Annotated in this window: 20 protein-coding genes; 10 read left to right on the plus strand and 10 right to left on the minus strand. The window is 64.3% G+C overall.

The window, feature by feature from the left end; genetic code table 11:
• Positions 1–72: 72 nt before the first annotated feature.
• The 6 genes from sciP to JHL17_RS11215 all read right to left on the minus strand — a co-directional run bounded on the left by sciP (position 73) and on the right by JHL17_RS11215 (position 5580).
• Complete coding sequence (gene sciP / locus JHL17_RS11190; RefSeq protein WP_200193028.1) at positions 73–399, minus strand: CtrA inhibitor SciP; 327 nt, start codon at positions 397–399, stop codon at positions 73–75.
• A gap of 191 nt (positions 400–590) precedes the next feature.
• Positions 591–1340: a flagellar hook assembly protein FlgD gene (locus JHL17_RS11195; RefSeq protein WP_200193030.1), complete on the minus strand. Its 750-nt coding sequence runs from the start codon at positions 1338–1340 to the stop codon at positions 591–593.
• A gap of 78 nt (positions 1341–1418) precedes the next feature.
• Positions 1419–3257 carry a flagellar hook-length control protein FliK gene (locus JHL17_RS11200; protein WP_200193032.1) on the minus strand — a complete coding sequence of 613 codons (1839 nt, stop codon included), beginning with the start codon at positions 3255–3257 and terminating at the stop codon, positions 1419–1421.
• 277 nt (positions 3258–3534) lie between these two features.
• Positions 3535–4044 (minus strand): flagellar basal-body protein, encoded by a 510-nt coding sequence (locus JHL17_RS11205; RefSeq protein ID WP_200193034.1) that lies wholly within the window; start codon positions 4042–4044, stop codon positions 3535–3537.
• Entirely contained in the window at positions 4037–4426 is a 390-nt protein-coding gene (locus JHL17_RS11210; protein ID WP_200193036.1) for a rod-binding protein, read from the minus strand. The genes JHL17_RS11205 and JHL17_RS11210 overlap by 8 nt, the downstream gene beginning before the upstream one ends.
• Entirely contained in the window at positions 4426–5580 is a 1155-nt protein-coding gene (locus tag JHL17_RS11215; RefSeq protein ID WP_200193038.1) for a flagellar basal body P-ring protein FlgI, read from the minus strand. Before JHL17_RS11215 ends, JHL17_RS11210 begins: the two co-directional genes overlap by 1 nt.
• Before the next feature lie 230 nt (positions 5581–5810).
• On the opposite strand from JHL17_RS11215, the gene JHL17_RS11220 reads away from it, so the two are divergent.
• The 3 genes from JHL17_RS11220 to JHL17_RS11230 all read left to right on the plus strand — a co-directional run bounded on the left by JHL17_RS11220 (position 5811) and on the right by JHL17_RS11230 (position 7410).
• Positions 5811–6236 carry a flagellar assembly protein FliX gene (locus JHL17_RS11220; RefSeq protein WP_200193040.1) on the plus strand — a complete coding sequence of 142 codons (426 nt, stop codon included), beginning with the start codon at positions 5811–5813 and terminating at the stop codon, positions 6234–6236.
• Positions 6237–6487: 251 nt separating this feature from the next.
• Positions 6488–6907: an RNA polymerase-binding protein DksA gene (gene dksA, locus JHL17_RS11225; RefSeq protein ID WP_012974451.1), complete on the plus strand. Its 420-nt coding sequence runs from the start codon at positions 6488–6490 to the stop codon at positions 6905–6907.
• 284 nt (positions 6908–7191) lie between these two features.
• Complete coding sequence (locus JHL17_RS11230; RefSeq protein ID WP_200193042.1) at positions 7192–7410, plus strand: DUF6494 family protein; 219 nt, start codon at positions 7192–7194, stop codon at positions 7408–7410.
• Between the two features lie 4 nt (positions 7411–7414).
• On the opposite strand, the gene JHL17_RS11235 is transcribed toward JHL17_RS11230, so the two are convergent.
• The gene (locus JHL17_RS11235; RefSeq protein ID WP_200193043.1) at positions 7415–8560 is read right to left on the minus strand and encodes an ATP-grasp domain-containing protein; all 1146 of its coding nucleotides are present in this window, start codon (positions 8558–8560) and stop codon (positions 7415–7417) included.
• 175 nt (positions 8561–8735) lie between these two features.
• On the opposite strand from JHL17_RS11235, the gene JHL17_RS11240 reads away from it, so the two are divergent.
• Entirely contained in the window at positions 8736–8876 is a 141-nt protein-coding gene (locus tag JHL17_RS11240) for a DUF1289 domain-containing protein (protein WP_200193045.1), read from the plus strand.
• An 89-nt stretch (positions 8877–8965) separates the two neighbouring features.
• Positions 8966–9133, plus strand: coding sequence for a hypothetical protein (locus JHL17_RS11245; protein WP_200193047.1), 168 nt, complete (start codon positions 8966–8968; stop codon positions 9131–9133).
• A gap of 671 nt (positions 9134–9804) precedes the next feature.
• On the opposite strand, the gene JHL17_RS11250 is transcribed toward JHL17_RS11245, so the two are convergent.
• The 3 genes from JHL17_RS11250 to JHL17_RS11260 form a co-directional block, all read right to left on the minus strand.
• The gene (locus tag JHL17_RS11250) at positions 9805–10275 is read right to left on the minus strand and encodes a hypothetical protein (RefSeq protein ID WP_200193050.1); all 471 of its coding nucleotides are present in this window, start codon (positions 10273–10275) and stop codon (positions 9805–9807) included.
• A gap of 244 nt (positions 10276–10519) precedes the next feature.
• Positions 10520–11614 carry a tyrosine-type recombinase/integrase gene (locus JHL17_RS11255; protein WP_247893453.1) on the minus strand — a complete coding sequence of 365 codons (1095 nt, stop codon included), beginning with the start codon at positions 11612–11614 and terminating at the stop codon, positions 10520–10522.
• Positions 11615–11982: 368 nt separating this feature from the next.
• Positions 11983–12699 (minus strand): helix-turn-helix domain-containing protein, encoded by a 717-nt coding sequence (locus tag JHL17_RS11260; RefSeq protein ID WP_200193054.1) that lies wholly within the window; start codon positions 12697–12699, stop codon positions 11983–11985.
• Positions 12700–12773: 74 nt separating this feature from the next.
• Here JHL17_RS11260 and JHL17_RS11265 point away from each other — a divergent pair, with 74 nt between their 5' ends.
• The 5 genes from JHL17_RS11265 to JHL17_RS11285 are packed head-to-tail and all read left to right on the plus strand — an operon-like array spanning position 12774 to position 16108.
• Positions 12774–13043, plus strand: coding sequence for a carph-isopro domain-containing protein (locus JHL17_RS11265; RefSeq protein ID WP_200193055.1), 270 nt, complete (start codon positions 12774–12776; stop codon positions 13041–13043).
• Complete coding sequence (locus tag JHL17_RS11270) at positions 13040–13351, plus strand: helix-turn-helix transcriptional regulator (protein WP_200193056.1); 312 nt, start codon at positions 13040–13042, stop codon at positions 13349–13351. Before JHL17_RS11265 ends, JHL17_RS11270 begins: the two co-directional genes overlap by 4 nt.
• Positions 13348–13557 (plus strand): hypothetical protein, encoded by a 210-nt coding sequence (locus JHL17_RS11275; protein ID WP_200193058.1) that lies wholly within the window; start codon positions 13348–13350, stop codon positions 13555–13557. The genes JHL17_RS11270 and JHL17_RS11275 overlap by 4 nt, the downstream gene beginning before the upstream one ends.
• Positions 13554–14987: a DnaB-like helicase C-terminal domain-containing protein gene (locus JHL17_RS11280; protein WP_200193060.1), complete on the plus strand. Its 1434-nt coding sequence runs from the start codon at positions 13554–13556 to the stop codon at positions 14985–14987. The genes JHL17_RS11275 and JHL17_RS11280 overlap by 4 nt, the downstream gene beginning before the upstream one ends.
• A complete protein-coding gene (locus JHL17_RS11285; RefSeq protein ID WP_200193062.1) occupies positions 14987–16108 on the plus strand; it encodes a DUF1376 domain-containing protein in 1122 nt (373 codons plus the stop codon). Before JHL17_RS11280 ends, JHL17_RS11285 begins: the two co-directional genes overlap by 1 nt.
• Positions 16109–16131: the final 23 nt, after the last annotated feature.

The raw sequence follows: 16131 nt of genomic DNA on the forward strand, positions 1-16131 counted from the left end.
CCTGCAACCACGTCGAACGTAATAAATGCCGCAGGTCGACCCTGCGGCATTTGATCCATGGCATGCGGTGGATTAGTCGGCGCCGACCCTGTCGCGGACGGGTTGTCCGGGCCGATAGTCCTGCAGGCGGGTGGCGCGCAGACCGCGCATGCCGTGGCTGTCGATCAGCCGCTGCCAGGACAGGAATTCCTCGACCGACAGCGTATAGCGGCGGCACGCCTCTTCCAGGCTTATCAGGCCCGAACGGACGCCGGCGACCACTTCCGCCTTGCGGCGCATCACCCAACGCTTCGTGTCGGGCGGAGGGAGATCGTCTTCGGTCATGGGACGTCCCTCGGGACCAATGACCGATGCACCGGCTGCAGAGTCGTCGCCGATGTCGAGTTCTATGAGTGCCATGCGCGGACGCTCCAACCCAAAACTGCGGATTCCACGATTTCGGGGTACTTTAGGCGCCGGCACTTAACAAATGCCTAAACGAAAGGATTAACTTTTTATCGGGTGGTAATCGCTTCCCCGAACGGACGGGATGGTTGCGGCACCCCGCCCGGCACGCGGGCCGACAGCTCGTCCGTCCGACGAACCCCCGATCAATACACGGTGGTCAGCTTTGACAGAGGGACTTCGCTGGCGCCGATGTTCAGCACCGTCTCGCCGTCCTTGTTGTTGCCGATACCGGCCACGGTGCCGAAGGTGTAGGTGGTGGTCTTGATGGTGTCGTTCTTGTTCTCCGCCACCGGGGCGACGTTCATGCGATAGGTGCCGGGCTGGACCGCGCGGCCGTCGTTGTCCTTGAAGTCCCAGTTGACCGTATGCTTGGTGCCGGCGGTGGTCTCGCCGGGCATCGAGCGGATGATGTTGCCCTTGTCGTCGAGGATGTCGACGCGCACCGACTTGGCCGACGTCGCCAGCTCGTAGCCCAGCGGGGCCTGGGTCATCCCCTGCGTGTATTGGAAATTGTCGCCCTCGAAGGCGACCATGCGGCCGAGATAGGCGAGGTTGGTGGAGGCGGTGCCGGCGGACTGCAACTGCACCAGCTTGTCCAGGCGGCTGTTGGTGCCGATGTTCTGCTCGACGTTGGCAAAGTCGACCAGCTGCTTGGTCATGTCGTTGGTGTCGAGCGGCTTCAGCGGGTCCTGGTTCTTCATCTGCGTGGTCAGCATGGTGAGGAACGTCTGGAAGTTGTCGCCCAGTCCCTTGGTCGCCGATGCCGTCTTGTCGGCGTCGGTCTGGGGGGTCTTGCTGGTTTCGGACGTCGTCTTCGACCCGGTGGACTTGCCGCCCGAATAGGTGCCGTACTGGTTCAGGGTCAGGCCGGTTGTGGTGTCCGTGGTGGTCATGGCGGTCGTCCTTCTTGGCCTTTCCGGCCGGTATTCCGAATGCGGCGAGTGGGCCGCGGGCGTGTCAGGGATGGGTCGTCAGGCGCGGATGTCGACGCGCCCGTTGCCGAGCGTCGCGGTGTAGACGGCACCGTCGGCCGCGTCATCGTCGCCGTCACCGCCGAAGCCGCGACCGCGCCGACCCGATCCGTTTCCCTTGCCGTCGCCCCGGCCGTCGCCTGCGAAGGGGTTGCCTTCGCCGCGCAGGCTGAAGTTCAGGCTGTTGGCGTCCGTCTGCAACCCGGCGTCTTGCAAGGCTCGTTCCAAGCTGCGGCTGTCGCGCTGCAGAAGTTCGAGCGTCTGCGCCTTTTCCACCGCGACCATCGCGTTGACCCGGCCATCGGCAGCGATGTCCAGCTTGATGTCGATTCGGCCCAGCTCGGCCGGATGCAGGTTGATGGTGAACTGGTCGACCTCGTCGCCGACATTCTTCTTGATGTGGACGGCGATCTGGTCATGCACGCCCATCGGCATGCCGGCGCCGCGCGACGGACGGAGCGTTGCGGCGGCTTGGGGCTGATCGATGCCGGGAAGGCTGGAATGGATATTTTCCATCGCCGCAAGCGCCGGGTGGAGGTGCGGGCTGGCGGCGGAAGTGCCGGACGCACCGGCACCGCCGGCCCCTTCGACGCTCTCCAGCGTCTTCGCCGCTCCACCGGCCGCGGCGGTCGCGATGGCTTCCGCCGCCTTCGCCACGGGTGCAGCGACCGGGATCGGCGGCTGCGGCAATGCCGGGGCCTGAGGCTGGGCATCGTTCCGGTTGCCGCCCTCGGTCTCGGCATGCTTGCTGTTCGCCTTGGCCTCGCCCGTCTTCGCCTTGGCGGCGGCCAGCAGATCGGCGAAGCGGTCGGGCAGGGCGGCGTCTTCGTCGGTCGGCAGGGCTTCGGCGCCGGCATCGGCCTGGGCCGTATCCGCCGCCTGGGTGGCATCGCCGGACTTGCCCGCAGGCTTCGCGGCTTCGCCGGCCGCGGCGGCGGCCCCGGCCGGTCCGCCTGCCACTGGGCCGGCCGCGGCGGCCTGTGCCTGCGCAAGCTGGGCCGCGGGATCGAGGGCGCCGGCCACGCCGTTCCCGGCGGCTCCGGAGGACGCGGCGGCATCGCCGCCGCCGCCCGTCGTGTCGGCGGCATCCTTGGCCGCCTGTGCGACCGGCATCAGGCCGGCGAGGATCAGGTCGCTGGACTGCGGCAGCGGCTGCGGGGGAAGCGGCTGGGCAACGGGCAGGGGCTGGTCGGCGGGCTGGGCCGTGGCTTGGTCTTGGGCACCGGCATCCTCGACGGTCCGGTCGCCGTCGCTGGCGGCCTCGGTGGATGCGGTACCGGCATCTTCGGACGATGCGGCGGCCGTATCGGCATCCGCGGTCCCGGATCCGTCCGTCTTCGCCGCAGCAGTCTTGGCGGCGCCTGCCTTGGCGCCATCTGTCCTGGCTCCTTCGGCTTTGGCTCCGTCGGTCTTGGACGGCTCCTTCGGGTTTTCGGTTTTGGCCGGCCGGCGGTCGTCATGCTCCGCCCGGACGGTGCGGTCGCTGCCGTCGGTCGCGGCGGCCTTCGGTTCCGGTGGTCGGGCGGCGTCGGCCGGCCGGCTTGGCAGGGGAGGCCTGTCGCGGTTCAGGTCGGGCTTCGGCTCGGCGCGCACCGGCTGCCTGCGCCGAGCCTCCGCCGCCTGGGCGTCGCGGGCCTCCCTGGCGTCCTTGGCGGCATCCTTGGCTGAGTCGCGGGCCGCATCGGCGGCCTGCTCGCGCTTGCGCGCGGCGGCATCGGCCAGCATACGGTCCATCATCTTGGAGAACAGGTCGTTGTTCGTCGTCGTGCCCTGGGTCTGCTGGGACTGGGCGAGGCCGTCGAACAAGGATGCGGCGCTGTTGTTCGATTGGACTTCCATGGACGGCCTCTCAGGGACGGTGGAACGCACCGACGATGATGCGGGGCGAGCAATGCAACCGGCGGGCCAACCTCAGCTCCTTCTCACCGGCGCCTTGATGCGGACCAAGGCGGCAGATCGCGCCCGTCGACTTCGAACAGGCCGGCAAATTCCGCCGGGTGCAGGGCCGTTCTTGCCGCAGCGGCCGGTTCCGGAACGGAAAAAGCCGCCCCGATGACGAGGCGGCATTGCATGGCTCTCGGATCCCGGCCCAGAGGGCCGTTCTCGAAGCGTCGGTTCAAAGCCGGGTGTTCAGGGCCGCCGAGGTCCGCGGCCCGCTGGGCGGCGGGGAATAGCCGCGTCCACCGCCCATATGCGCGGCATAGGCGGTGGACGGCGCCTTCTGCTGCCGGGTGATGACGCCGACGACGGTATCGACCATCACCTTCTGCGCCTCGCTGCCGACCCGCAGGGCCTCGGCATTGTCGGCGGTCGCGGCGTAGAGCTTGGCCGTCGCCTCCTTCAACGCCGACTTCATCTCTGCGGGCAGGCCGATCAGGCCCTCGCGGTCGACGCGCAGCAGGCGGGAAATCTCCTCATAGACCAGCGTCATCGGCTGCTTGTCCCTGACGATCTGCGCCAGTTCCTTGGCCGGGCGGCGGGCGCGGACGGCGGCGGCCTCGCGTTCCAGCAGCCCGGTCAGTCGGCCCATCAGTTCGATCAGCGCTCCGGCGCGCTCCTGGGCGTTCTTCGGCAGGTTGGCAGCCGGTTTGGCGGCTTGGGGGAAGCGGACGTCGACCTTATCCATGGCTGGCCTCCTGGGCACGAAGAAGCTCGTCGTAAACCTGCTTGGCGATGCCGAAGCCACCGCGCTGGGTGATCTGCTTGCCGAACTGCTCGACCAGCATCGGCCGGAACATTTCCTCGCCGCGCCCGCCGCCGAAGGTCTCGTCGGTCTCGATCCCTTCGAACATCGGGCCCAGCATCTGCGACACGAACTGGCTTTCGAATTCCCCGGCCGATTTGCGCAGCTGGGAAAGCTTTGCCGGGTCGGCCTTTGCCTCCAGGTCGGAAATCCTTGCCAGGGTGCGCACGCCGTATCCGGCGGCCTGGGCGCGCTCGACCAGCGAGGAGACCGGCGAGGGGGGGCGCTGGGCCGAAGCGGTCGAAAGGGCGGGGCTCATGGTCATCAGATCACCTCGATCTCGGCTTGCAGGGCGCCGGCGGCCTTGACCGACTGGAGAATGGCGATCATGTCCCGCGGTCCCACCCCGAGCGCATTCAAGGATTGTACCAACTCCTGCAAGGTGACCCCGGAATTCATCACGGCGAGACGGTTGTTGGACTGGTCGTCGACCTGGATGTCGGTGCGCGGCACCACCGCGGTCTGGCCCTGGCTGAAGGGGCCGGGCTGGCTGACCTGCGGGGTTTCGGTGATGCGGATGGTCAGGTTGCCCTGGGCGATCGCGACGGTGGAGATGCGGACGTTCTCGCCCATCACGATGACGCCGGACTTCTCGTCCACCACCACGCGGGCGACCTGATCGGGGGTGATGCGGAGCTGTTCGATCTCCGTCACCAGACCCACCACGTCGCCGCGGCGCGATTCCGGCACGTTGATCAGGACGGAGGCCGGGTCGGTCGCCTGGGCGCGGTTGCCGCGCAGCTGGATGTTGATGGCGGTCGCCACCCGCTGGGCGGTGGTGAAGTCGGGATTGCGCAAGGACAGGCGCAGCACCGGCAGCTCGGCCAGCGAGAACTGGATTTCCCGCTCGACGATGGCGCCGGAGGAGATGCGCCCGGAGGTCGGGACGCCGCGGGTCACGCTGGCGCCCTGGCCCTGGGCGGTGAAGCCCGACACCGCGATTGGCCCCTGCGCCACCGCATAGACCTCGCCGTCGGCGCCCATCATCGGGGTGACCAGCAGGGTGCCGCCCAGCAGGCTCTTGCTGTCGCCCATCGCCGACACGGTGACGTCGATGCGGGTGCCCTGCGCGGCATAGGCGCCGAGCGTCGCCGTCACCATCACCGCCGCCACGTTCTTGGTGCGCAGGTTGGTGCCGCGGGTGTTGACGCCCATCCGTTCCAGCATGCCGGTCAGGCTCTGTTCGGTGAAGGGCGAGTTGTTCAGGCTGTCGCCGGTGCCGTTCAGGCCCACCACGAGCCCGTAGCCGATCAGCATGTTGTCGCGCACGCCCTCGACATCGACGATGTCCTTGATGCGGGCGGACGCGGCCAGCGCCGGTGCGGCCGGAACGCCGAACGCCAGCAGGGCGGTCAGCACGGCGGTCAGCACCGCCAGGGCGGCACGGCGGCGCGGAAGGCGAAAGGCGGTGGGGATCATGACGCGGACACTCCTGAACTCGTGCCCGTCCCTATACAAACAGCGTGCCAGACGTCATGGATGGCGGGTTTCCTTGCTCGCCCTGAAAAACGCCCGCGATATGGCGCGTTTCGGTCACAGCCGGGCGGCAATTTTTGCCCGATTGCGGCAAGGCTTGACCGGATGTTAAGGTTGATCCATCTAAGGTGTGCGCGTTTACGCATCCTTTACTGCAAACGGTTGCACGGATCATGAAAGTCGAAGGCTCCGGAAACATACGCGGCGGCGGGTCGGTCCGCCGCACCGGCAAGGCCGAAGGCTCGTCCGGCGCCGCGTTCTCCAAGCAGTTGGTGGGAGAGGCCGGCTCCGCACACGGCGTCAGCGGGACCGCCGCCACCGCCGGGGTGTCTGGCGTGCTGGCCTTGCAGGAGGTCGACGCGACCGACGACGCCACCGCGCGTGCGTCGCGCGGCAAGATGCGGGCGGAGGAGATGCTGGACCGGCTGGAGGAACTTCAGCACGGTCTGCTGTCCGGTACCTTGTCGATGCAGAAGCTCGTCGATCTGGCGAAGGTGGTGCAGACGCGCCGCGCCCAGGTCGACGATCCCGGACTGGCCGAAATCCTGGATGAAATCGATCTGCGGGCGCAGGTCGAACTGGCGAAGCTGACCTCCTGACTTGACGGGCCGACCCGGCGGGCTGAGCCGGTGGCTCCGGCCGGCGGCCATGCCGACCATGCAAGGGGCGGCCCTGCGTCTGGCCGCATCTCTTCGCGCATGGCGCGGCGAATGTGCCACGCTCACAAATCTTTTTTATTCCAAGGGCTTGTTTGGTCGTTTCGGGGGCGAACCATAGGGTTGCGGTCCAGACGTGGCGTGCCTATACTCCGCGCCGCCCGGATCACCCCTTTTTCGCTGGATGCTTTCGGATGACGTCGCCGCTTCTGCCCCAGAACTATTCCCCGTCGGAAGACGAGGAGTTCATGAACCCGATCATGCGGGAGTATTTCCGCCAGAAGCTGCTGCGCTGGCGCGCGGAACTGCTGGCGGAATCCACCGGCACGCTGAACAGTCTCCAGGAAGGCGGTATCCAGGAACCGGATATCGCTGACCGCGCCTCGGCGGAGACCGACCGCGCGCTGGAACTGCGCACCCGCGATCGTGAACGCAAGCTGATCTCCAAGATCGATGCCGCGCTCGAGCGCCTCGTCGACGGCAGCTACGGCTATTGCGAGGAGACGGGCGACCCCATCTCCGTCCGCCGGCTGGACGCCCGGCCGATCGCGACGCTGAGCCTGGAGGCCCAGGAGCGTCACGAGCGGATGGAGCGGACCCAGCGCGACGACTGACGCCGCGCCGGTTCCCGGCAGCGCAAGCTTCCTGGCGCCCGCCGCCGGGGATCGGGATTCGCGTCGTTCCGGTATGATGCCGACAAGCCGGTATCCTATCGACAGGATTGAAAGCGCCGGCCCGGGACCGGCGCTTTCGTCATTTCGGGAGCCGGCGAGGCCGCCCCGGACCACGCTTCCGGTCGGCAGGGTCTCTGCGCTCCCGTGCGGGGCATGGAACCATTGCCGCGTCGAAAGGGTTCGGAACGGAACACGAAGCAGCGGTTCCAAACCCGGGGGTGATCATGGACAACGAGACCTTCAACCTCGACCTGCGCAAATTCCTGAAGCAGGTCGGCGTCACGTCGCAGCGCGAGATCGAACTGGCGGTCGGCCGCGCGCTGGCCGAGGGGCGGTTGGATGGGGCGAAATCCCTGTCGGCCCGAATGGTGCTGACGGTCGACGGCATCGACCTGACGCATGAGGTCACCGGCGACCTGTCCTTGGAGCCGCGGTCGGAATGACCGGTCAGGCCGGGTGGAGATGCGGGGTTATGGTCAGGATGGCCGTGGTCATCCTGCGTTCGTTCCATGGCACGTCATGGTGGGCCGTGGTCAAATAGTGGCTGTTGGGGTCGCGGACCAATTCGGCGGGAAAAAGGGCAATGGTCTTGCCGGCGGTCCGGCCGAATAGTCCCACATGAGGGCGGCCGGTCAGGGCGCAGGCCATCGCCCGGCACAGGTCGCTGCCCGCCAGATCGCCGAGATGGGTGGTCTGGGTGGGACGGGCATTGAACTCCAGGAAAACGGGCGGGCTGCCATCCTCCGGCAGGATGGCATCGATGCCGCCGAAGCCGGAATAGGCCGTCAGTTCCACCATCCGCCGGGCCATATCCATCAACTGCGGATGGTCCGCCAGTTCGATCACCGAGGCCGGGCCGAAGGGAGCCGGCTGGTGATTCAGGACGGAATAGGCGAAGCCCTCCAGCATCCGTCCGGCAAGCGCGCAGAAGGACACCGACGCCGCCCGTCCGCGCAGGAATTGCTGCGCGACGATCCGTCCGGCGGCTGGTGAATTGGGAACCCCGTCGGCCCCCGTCCTTTCCAGGCTGGCCGCCAGTTCGACCGCCTGCCGGGCGTCGGAGGCGAGAAACACTCCGCGGCCGGCGGAGCTGCCGTCGCGTTTCAGCAAAAGCGGTGCGCCGAGCCCCGACAGATCGGCCGCCTCGGTACTCTCCGGATCGACGATGACCTGACGCGGCGTACGGATGCCGGCCGCAGCCGCCCGTTCCACGCAGTGCGAGCGGTCTTCCTCCCAGGATACTCCGCCGTACCATCCCTGGAGGATCCGCAGACAGTGGGCGTCGGCGCTTTTCTCCGCCACCCGGTCAAGCAGTCGGCCGGCCGAGCCCAGGACGGCGACTGCGCTTTCTTCGCAGCCGACGACGATGTCGGCCCGAAGCTGCACCGCTGCCCGTGCGACGGTGAGCGTCAGGTCGTCTGCAGCCATCCCGGGGGAAAATGCATGCCTGCCGTCGATGTGATCGCTGAGTTCGAGCAGGGAGTTCCGGGGGCAGATGGCGAAGATGCGAAACCCCGCCGCCTTCAATGCCGCCGGCATCCTTGCGGTGCCATGACGATACATCGCGCAGGACACCAGCAATGCGGTGGGCATGCACACCTTCATCCGAGATCGATCAGGCAAGAATATCTATAGGCTCAGCATCCGCGCGGCTACCGATTCCGCCATTCCTCGGCGGTCCGGTTTCCTAAGCCGGACCCTTGAGAGGGGGCCGACTTTCCGGTAGGCATGGCTGCGGACATCCAACCATGAGAGAAGCCCTGCCTCCATGAGCGACGATCCCGATTGTCTGGGCATGTGTGCGATCGATGGCGACATCTGCACCGGCTGCGGCCGCACGCTGGACCAGATCAACGCGGCCTTGGAGCGTGCCGACGGCGACGGCGAGCCTGACCCCTCGGCCGGTTGAGACCTCCGGGCCGCCTGCTGGCGCGACGATTGCCCGCCGCCGCTGTTTGCTGCTCATCGCCAGTCAAGACGCGACCGAGGAGCACACCCATGACCGACCAGCCCAAGCCGCAGCCGGCCGACGCCCGGCGCGACGAAGATCTCCAGAAGCCTGCCGGCGATACCGGCACCAGCGGCGGCGGCAAGATCGATAGCCGCACCGCGAAGGCTCAGGAGGAGGCTGCCAAGGACCGCGCCCGCGAAGGCGGCTACCAGTAAGCAGCGGTGGACGGACGATGAGGCGGTCCGGTTTCCGATGGGGAGACCGGGCCGTCTCAGTTTCCGGGCCGTCTCTTCTCGCGTTGCCCGGTGCTGATCCGGATGCCGGATGGCGCGGCTTGGGATTTGTCGGCGCAAGCCGGATCCCGTTCCGATTTCGGCAGCTTCTGCCAGTGAACCGGCAACGGTTGCCATGTTGCACGGAAGAATCTGCAGCGCTTGAAGATGGCATGAAACAGGGGGTTCGCTCTTGCGACACGCTGCACTGCGAAGAAGACCGAAGTCTCCCTCGCGGTGTTTGGCCAGGATTATCCCCGATTTTTCGCAGATCCTCCTCAGAACGGCATCCCGATTTTTAGGCCAAAAACACGGCCAAGAATCAGTGCTTTAGCTTTTTCGTGTTGCACCCGTGTTGCATAGAGCTTGAGTGACGCTATGTCGAAAACTTTAAGGTAAGCAGCGTGTTGCGTGCGACGGGCGACCTTCAAGACGGACTTAGACTAAGGCGATCACCTTCGAAATAAGCCCTCGGGTGAAGCCAACTGGCCAGTAACCAGCGTGCGCAGCGCAATGAATGGCGGCGAAGGATAATTTCTATACTTAACAAGTAAACTCCGGTTCTCAGAGAAAAAATACAGAAGTTCCTCTGGACTGTAAGGGCTCTCTATTTTTCACCACCAAGATGAAACTCTCTCTTTAAATTGATTCAGCGCCTCAATTCTCCGGTCCATGGATTTTTCATCTTCATCAAGTCTAACTTGAGCTTGAGTAATCAATGGCTTGTATATTGCGTCAGCTTTGCCCCAATCTACGTGCGTCTGTTCAGCATATTTGTCTTGTCTGTCCTTTACAAGTTTCCTGCTTTCAGAAAGTTGAATCTGAAAATTTAGAATGCTGGTATCAATCGACGCTCTTACCTTTTGTATCTCTGCCTTTATCGCTGGATCTTCTGGTATCTTTAGCCCATCGCTCCACGAGATCGAGACAGAACGTCCTTTTGTTATTGCTATTGATGCAGGAAGAACAAACATCGTTACGACGACTGATATAAATATCATCGTGAAAAGGACGACAAATACTCTCCAAAACACGGGAAGAGATATGATGATGTCTGTAAGTGCACTGCGCTTGGCGTCCGCCATCTCGTTCCTCACTATCCAAATACTGCCACATGCTTCCCGACGGAATATGAAGCAATTTTAGGTACTTATTGCAAACGGTTGATTTTCCTAGTTATTATCGCCATTGGGGCTGCGATCCGTTCATTGGCCAATATTTGGAATTTACGGATCGGGCCACTGTTGGGAAAAACCGTCAGTTACATATCGTATTGCCGGGGTGCAATTCAGTGTTTTGCGGCACCGGTTGGATGTTCCTGAGGTTGAACTAGCCAAACAACCGCTTTTCCATGTCGGCGACAGCTTTGTGGTGATCTTCGGAAGGGAACAATTTCCCATACCGTTCCATGGTCATCCGGTAGTCCTTGTGGCCGGCGAATGTCATTACCGCCTTCACGCTGAAGCCCTGGTCGATCCAGGCGGACACCGCGAAGTGCCGCAGGTCATGCCACCGCATCGCGATCCCGGGCTTCTCGCACAGCGGCCGGAACCAGAGCCGGTGGATATCGGTCTGGGCCCGCACGCCGCCCTTCCGATTCGGGAACACCAGACCCATCTCCGACGGCGGGCAGCGCAGCTTCCAGGCCTTAAGCGTGTTGACCACCATCGGGCCGATCGGGATATCGCGGGTCCCGGCGCTGCTCTTCGGATCGCCCATCTCGTTGTAGATGTCGGCGCGCTCGCGGACGTGGATGAAGCCGGCATCCAGGTCAACATGCGCCCAGCGCAGGCCGCGCTGTTCCGACGCCCGCAAGCCGGCGAGGGCGGCGACGATCAGGTAAGGGCGGAAGTCGTCGTCCGCGGCGTCCAGTAGCTTCTTGACGTTGGTCCGCAGCTGCCGCGCAGCCTCGTGCGAGATCGCGGCGCTCGACCGGCCCGGCCGGCGCACGGTGACGCCCTCGGTCGGATCGGTGAAGATCAGGTCGTTCGCCCGGGCGAAGGCCAGCATGAACCCCAGCGTCGCAATGATCCGCTTCGTCATGGCGATCGAGCGGCCGGCCTCCAGCAGCCGGTCCCGGAACTCGGCGACCGTGATAGTCCGCAGGGAAGCCAGCTTCAGCGTACCGATCCCGACCTCTGGATCCGTGATGTGACAGCGGATGCAACTCTCGTAGGTGGCGAGGGTCGCTCGCTCCATGGCTTGGCCGGTGTCGCGCCGAACCGTCAGATGCTTGACGTAGCGCTTCGCCAGCTCGGCGACGGTGATCGAGTCGGAGGCGGGCAGGTGGGTGCCGGCGGCGACCTCGGCCCGCGCCTTCGTCTCGAACTCCACGGCCTCCCGCTTGGTCGCGAACTGGCGGGACCGACGCTTGCCGGCCTGATCGCGGTAGTCGACCTGCCACCTAATTTCGCCGCTGGGCAAGGTGCGCTTTCGGACCGACGCCATGGTGGTTCCTTTCTCACGCGATGAAGGTATGGCGCGCTAGCGCCTGTGTGGGGTGCTGGCGTTGGTCGGATAACCGAATTCCCGCCTTTAGCCGGCAGGGCACAGGCTCGCAGCGACTCCGACATTTTAAGACAGCGAGGTTGGAAGTAGGGGCGGCGGTTCACCTCCACCCGTGTCGCAGCGTAGATCGAAGCCGCAGACGCGCACCCACAAAGATGGTTGCGGGTGCAGAGTGGTCGACTTGGAAACTCGGCGATTACACATGAACTGCCTCCAGGTGACCCTGATGGCGATGCTACAACGTAGTCCGTGTCACCGGCAACGCGAAATGCGTTAAAATGTTCCTACGGCTTGACGCTCTTGGGTTTAATAGGATCCTTCACAGGCCCACCATACGCCTCATCAAACAGACCCAAGTTCATAATAACTAGCATGTGAGCAATTTTTATGAATGAAGATCTAGCCAAGTCGATGAGCGCGGGTTTTTCGGTGATGTTCGATGTGGCGATTACGTCGTGCGTAGCAATACATGCGGTCATGACGACATCTAATGGAAGCTTATCCATGTCTATGGACTTAGCGTCCATGTTTTTCACTACATCAAAAACAAGCTGAAGAGTATCTCTCTTTATGATGTTGCTTGTCTTTAAGGCTTCAATCTCTTTTGCCCGTTCCGGAGTCGCGATCTCATCAGCAAAGGGACGCCAATCCGCCTCGATAAACAGTTCAGCTTCGTCGCTTTCCGTCTCTTGATCACTGTCTTTCACATATGATGAAAGATGGCGCTGCTTCTCGCTAGGCGTGGTCGGGCGAACTCCAGCTAATTGCAAAACTTCTGCTTGTTGGATGGGGGGGGTGCCTTTGCCTTCCAATGCGTGCGCAATGAGCTCCGCCAGCATTACAGGAATGTATTTCTTCCTGTAGTCCGCAGATTCATATCGTTGGTAGCTCGACGCGCCTTTAAGGCCGATTGCTTTGGCGAGCGCATCGCGTGACAGGCCGGCCCTTTCGCGCAGCGCGCGGAGTTGTTCCGGCAGAAGGGGGGCTAGGTCCTTATCCATGGCTCTTGATATGCGAATTGCGTTAACGTATTCTACGTTAATGACGAACGTAAAAAGCGTCAAGGAGTGGAGCGGTGTTGAAGGATTCCCCGTCTAGAAGGGTGATTGGAAAGTTTGGTGGCGTCAGCGAGCTTTCGCGTGCGCTGGGCCACAAGAATCCCACCACGGTCAGGGGCTGGTACGAACGCGGATTCATCCCAGCGCGCCAGCAACAAACTGTGCTGATAATCGGAAAAGAAATGGGCGTTGATATCTCGCCTGCAGACTTCTTCGATCTTCCACGAAGTGAAAGTAGCCAGAAAATCAAGAATGCCCGACCGGTGCAGCGGTCGGGCATTTCATGATGCGTCACGTCCCTAGTCGCGACACATCGATTTTCATGGAAAGGCGAAAAACCATGAATGCCAGACAAGATACCATAGCGCCTCCGGACCACAACCCTGCCGTCCGGCCAGCGCTCGCCGACGACCTCCTCCAGGGCGCCGATGACATCGCCAAATTCATGGGGCTGTCGCGCCGCCAGGCCTATCATCTCGCCGCGGCTGGACGGATCCCGGTATTCAAGATGGGGGCGATCGTCTGCGCACGCCGCTCGACGATCCTGAGCTGGATCGCCGAACAGGAGGCAAAGTGCGGGGGAGGCGTCGATTGACCGAGCCGCCCAGCAATATCACCCGCCTGCCGGTACAGCCCTCCCGACGTATCGTCTTGCGTCGTCCGCTGGTGGAGCGTGTGCGCGGGATTGCCTCTGACCTGCGCGAGGTGATCACCGATCACGCCATCAATCGGGACGAGCTGCGCGCCATTGTTCAGCGGCTGGATATGCTCGCCCGTGAGCTGGAGGGCGATGCAACATGAGCCACGCCATCAGCCTTCCGCAGGTTCAAGTTCCGAGCAACGAGGACGCTGAGCAGGCGCTGCTGGGCGCGATCTTGGTCAACAATCGTGCCTTCGAGCGGGTTGCCGATTTCCTGCGGCCGGAGCATTTCCACGATCCTCTCCACCAGCGCATCTTCGCTGCCATCGCGGCGATGATTGACCGCGGCCAGACCGCCAATCCGGTGACGCTGCAGTCCGTTTTCCAGCGGCAGGGCGATGGCGGCCGGGACGAGGTCACCTATCTCGCTGAGTTGGCCGGCAACGTCGTGACGGTGGTGAATGCCGCCGACTATGGCCGGACCATCCGCGACACCTTCCTTTGCCGCCAGCTGATCGAGATCGGTTTCGACATGATCGAGACCGCCGGCCGTCCGGGTCTGGACAAGGACGCTGCGGTGCTGATCGAGGAAGCCGAATCGCAACTCTTCGAGTTGGGCGATCGCGGTAGCGCCCTGCGCCCGGTGCTGTCATCGGCCGAAGGGGTGGAGGCTGCCCTGGCAGCCACCGAACGAGCTTGGCGGAACCGCGGTCAGCCGCTTGGCATCACCACGGGGCTGGCGGATCTCGACGCGAAACTGGGCGGCTTGCTGCCCGGCCTCTATGTGCTGGGCGCCCGCCCTTCGATGGGCAAGTCGGCGCTGGCCTTCAACACCATCATGCTGGCGGCCGCGCGGACCGGTGCCCACGTCCTGGGCTTCTCCACCGAGATGGCGGCTGACAAGGTGTCCCGCCGGCACCTCGCCGCGAAAACCGGGATTCCGGCGGACCGTCAGGCGCAGGGCGACCTGACCGATGATGATTGGTGCCGTCTAATCGACGCCAAGGCGGAGCTGGGGGCGCTGCCCATCCACATCGACGACACGCCGGGCGTCACCGTCTCCCACATCCGCCGCACCTGCCGCCGGCACAAACGACGCCATGGCCTGAACCTGATCATCGTCGATCACCTCCACCGCATGCGCGCTTCGCCGCAGGCGGAGAAGCAAGGCGAGACGGCGAAGATCACCGAGATCACCGCGGCGCTGTGCTCGATCTGGAAGGAGTTCCAGGTGCCGGTTCTGCTGCTGGCGCAGTTGAACCGCGGCCTGGAGGCGCGGGAGGACAAACGCCCCAGCATGGCCGACCTTCGGCAATCCGGTTCCATCGAGCAGGACGCTGACGTCATCGCCTTCCTTTTCCGCGAGGAATACTACCTCGCCCGCACCGAGCCCAGCCGGCGGCCGGACGAGTCGGACGACAAGTTCAACGAACGCTACGAGCGCTGGAGCCGGCGCTCCGATGAAGCGCGAGGTCTCGCCGAGATCGTCGTCGAAAAGAACCGCGACGGTCCGATCGGCACTGTCCGCGCCCACTTCGATGGGCCGCGCACGCTCTTCAGCAACCTCCAACGTGGAACCTGGGATTCCTGATGGACACCACGACACCCGTCGACCAGCTTCCCGATCCGCTTGTGCCTGCCGAGGTCGACCTACGGGGTTACGGATGGATGCCGCTCTACGGCGACCGCCTGAAGAACAGCGAGACCTGGATCCTTGCCAGCGCCGAAGGGAAGGTTGCTGCCCTGCATCTCTGGTGGCAGGCCTTCGCCCATGAGGTTCCGGCCGGCAGCCTTCCTTCCGACGACCGCCTCCTTGCGAGAGCCGCTGACTATGGCACCGCGATCACGGCTTGGAGAGCCATCAAGGAGGAAGCGCTACGAGGATGGGTGCTGTGCTCGGACGGGCGCTATTACCACCCCTTCCTCTGCGAGCTGGCGCTGCAGGCCTGGGAGACGCGTCGGGCCGACGTCGCCAAGAAGGAGGCGGAGCGGGCGCGGAAAAAGGCGCAGCGGGATGCGGAAAAAGACCGCACGTCCGCCGGACGGACGACGAATGTCCGGCGGACAGACGACGAATGTCCCGCGGACAATCCGCCTGCGTCCGCCGGATTTCCGCCGGAAAACGCTCTGAAAGGAGAGGAGAGGAAAGGATCTAAGAATCCACCACCCCTTACCCCTCCTCCGGCATCCCGACGCACATCGTCAGGAGCGGTGGCGGTGGTCAATGCCTTCGTCGCGGCCAAGGATGCCCGATGGCCGGAATACGCCGAGCAGATCGCCCCACGAATGACCATGCTGGCGTTGGCGGAGCAGCACCTCGAAGCCGGTGGGACAGTCGAGTTGCTGACCGAGGTCATCCAGCGTGGCGTGCGGGACTGGAAGAACCCGACCCCACCCACCAGCCTCGCCGCGCTGAAGAACTCCCTCGCCGACCGTATCGCACAGCATCGCCGGGCGCTGGAGGGCAATGGGACCCGGAAGGCCTCCGGCCCATCTGGGGAGCAGCACGAGGTCGATCCGCACGACCAATCCCGCCAGCGGTTGCGGCACTGGTGCCGTACCGGCCGGTGGGAGCCGCGGTGGGGCGAAATGCCAGGACACCGGAGTTGTCTGATCCCGGAGCGGGTGATCCTGGAGGTCATTCCGGACTTCGCGCCAGATTGGTGTCCACCCGCAGCTGAAAGCGAACGAACGGGAGAGGGGGCACGGTGACGGAGCGCCCGGACGCCCTGTCA

Origin of the sequence: Azospirillum endophyticum (assembly GCF_016595245.1) — a bacterium.
Lineage (GTDB): Bacteria > Pseudomonadota > Alphaproteobacteria > Azospirillales > Azospirillaceae > Azospirillum > Azospirillum endophyticum.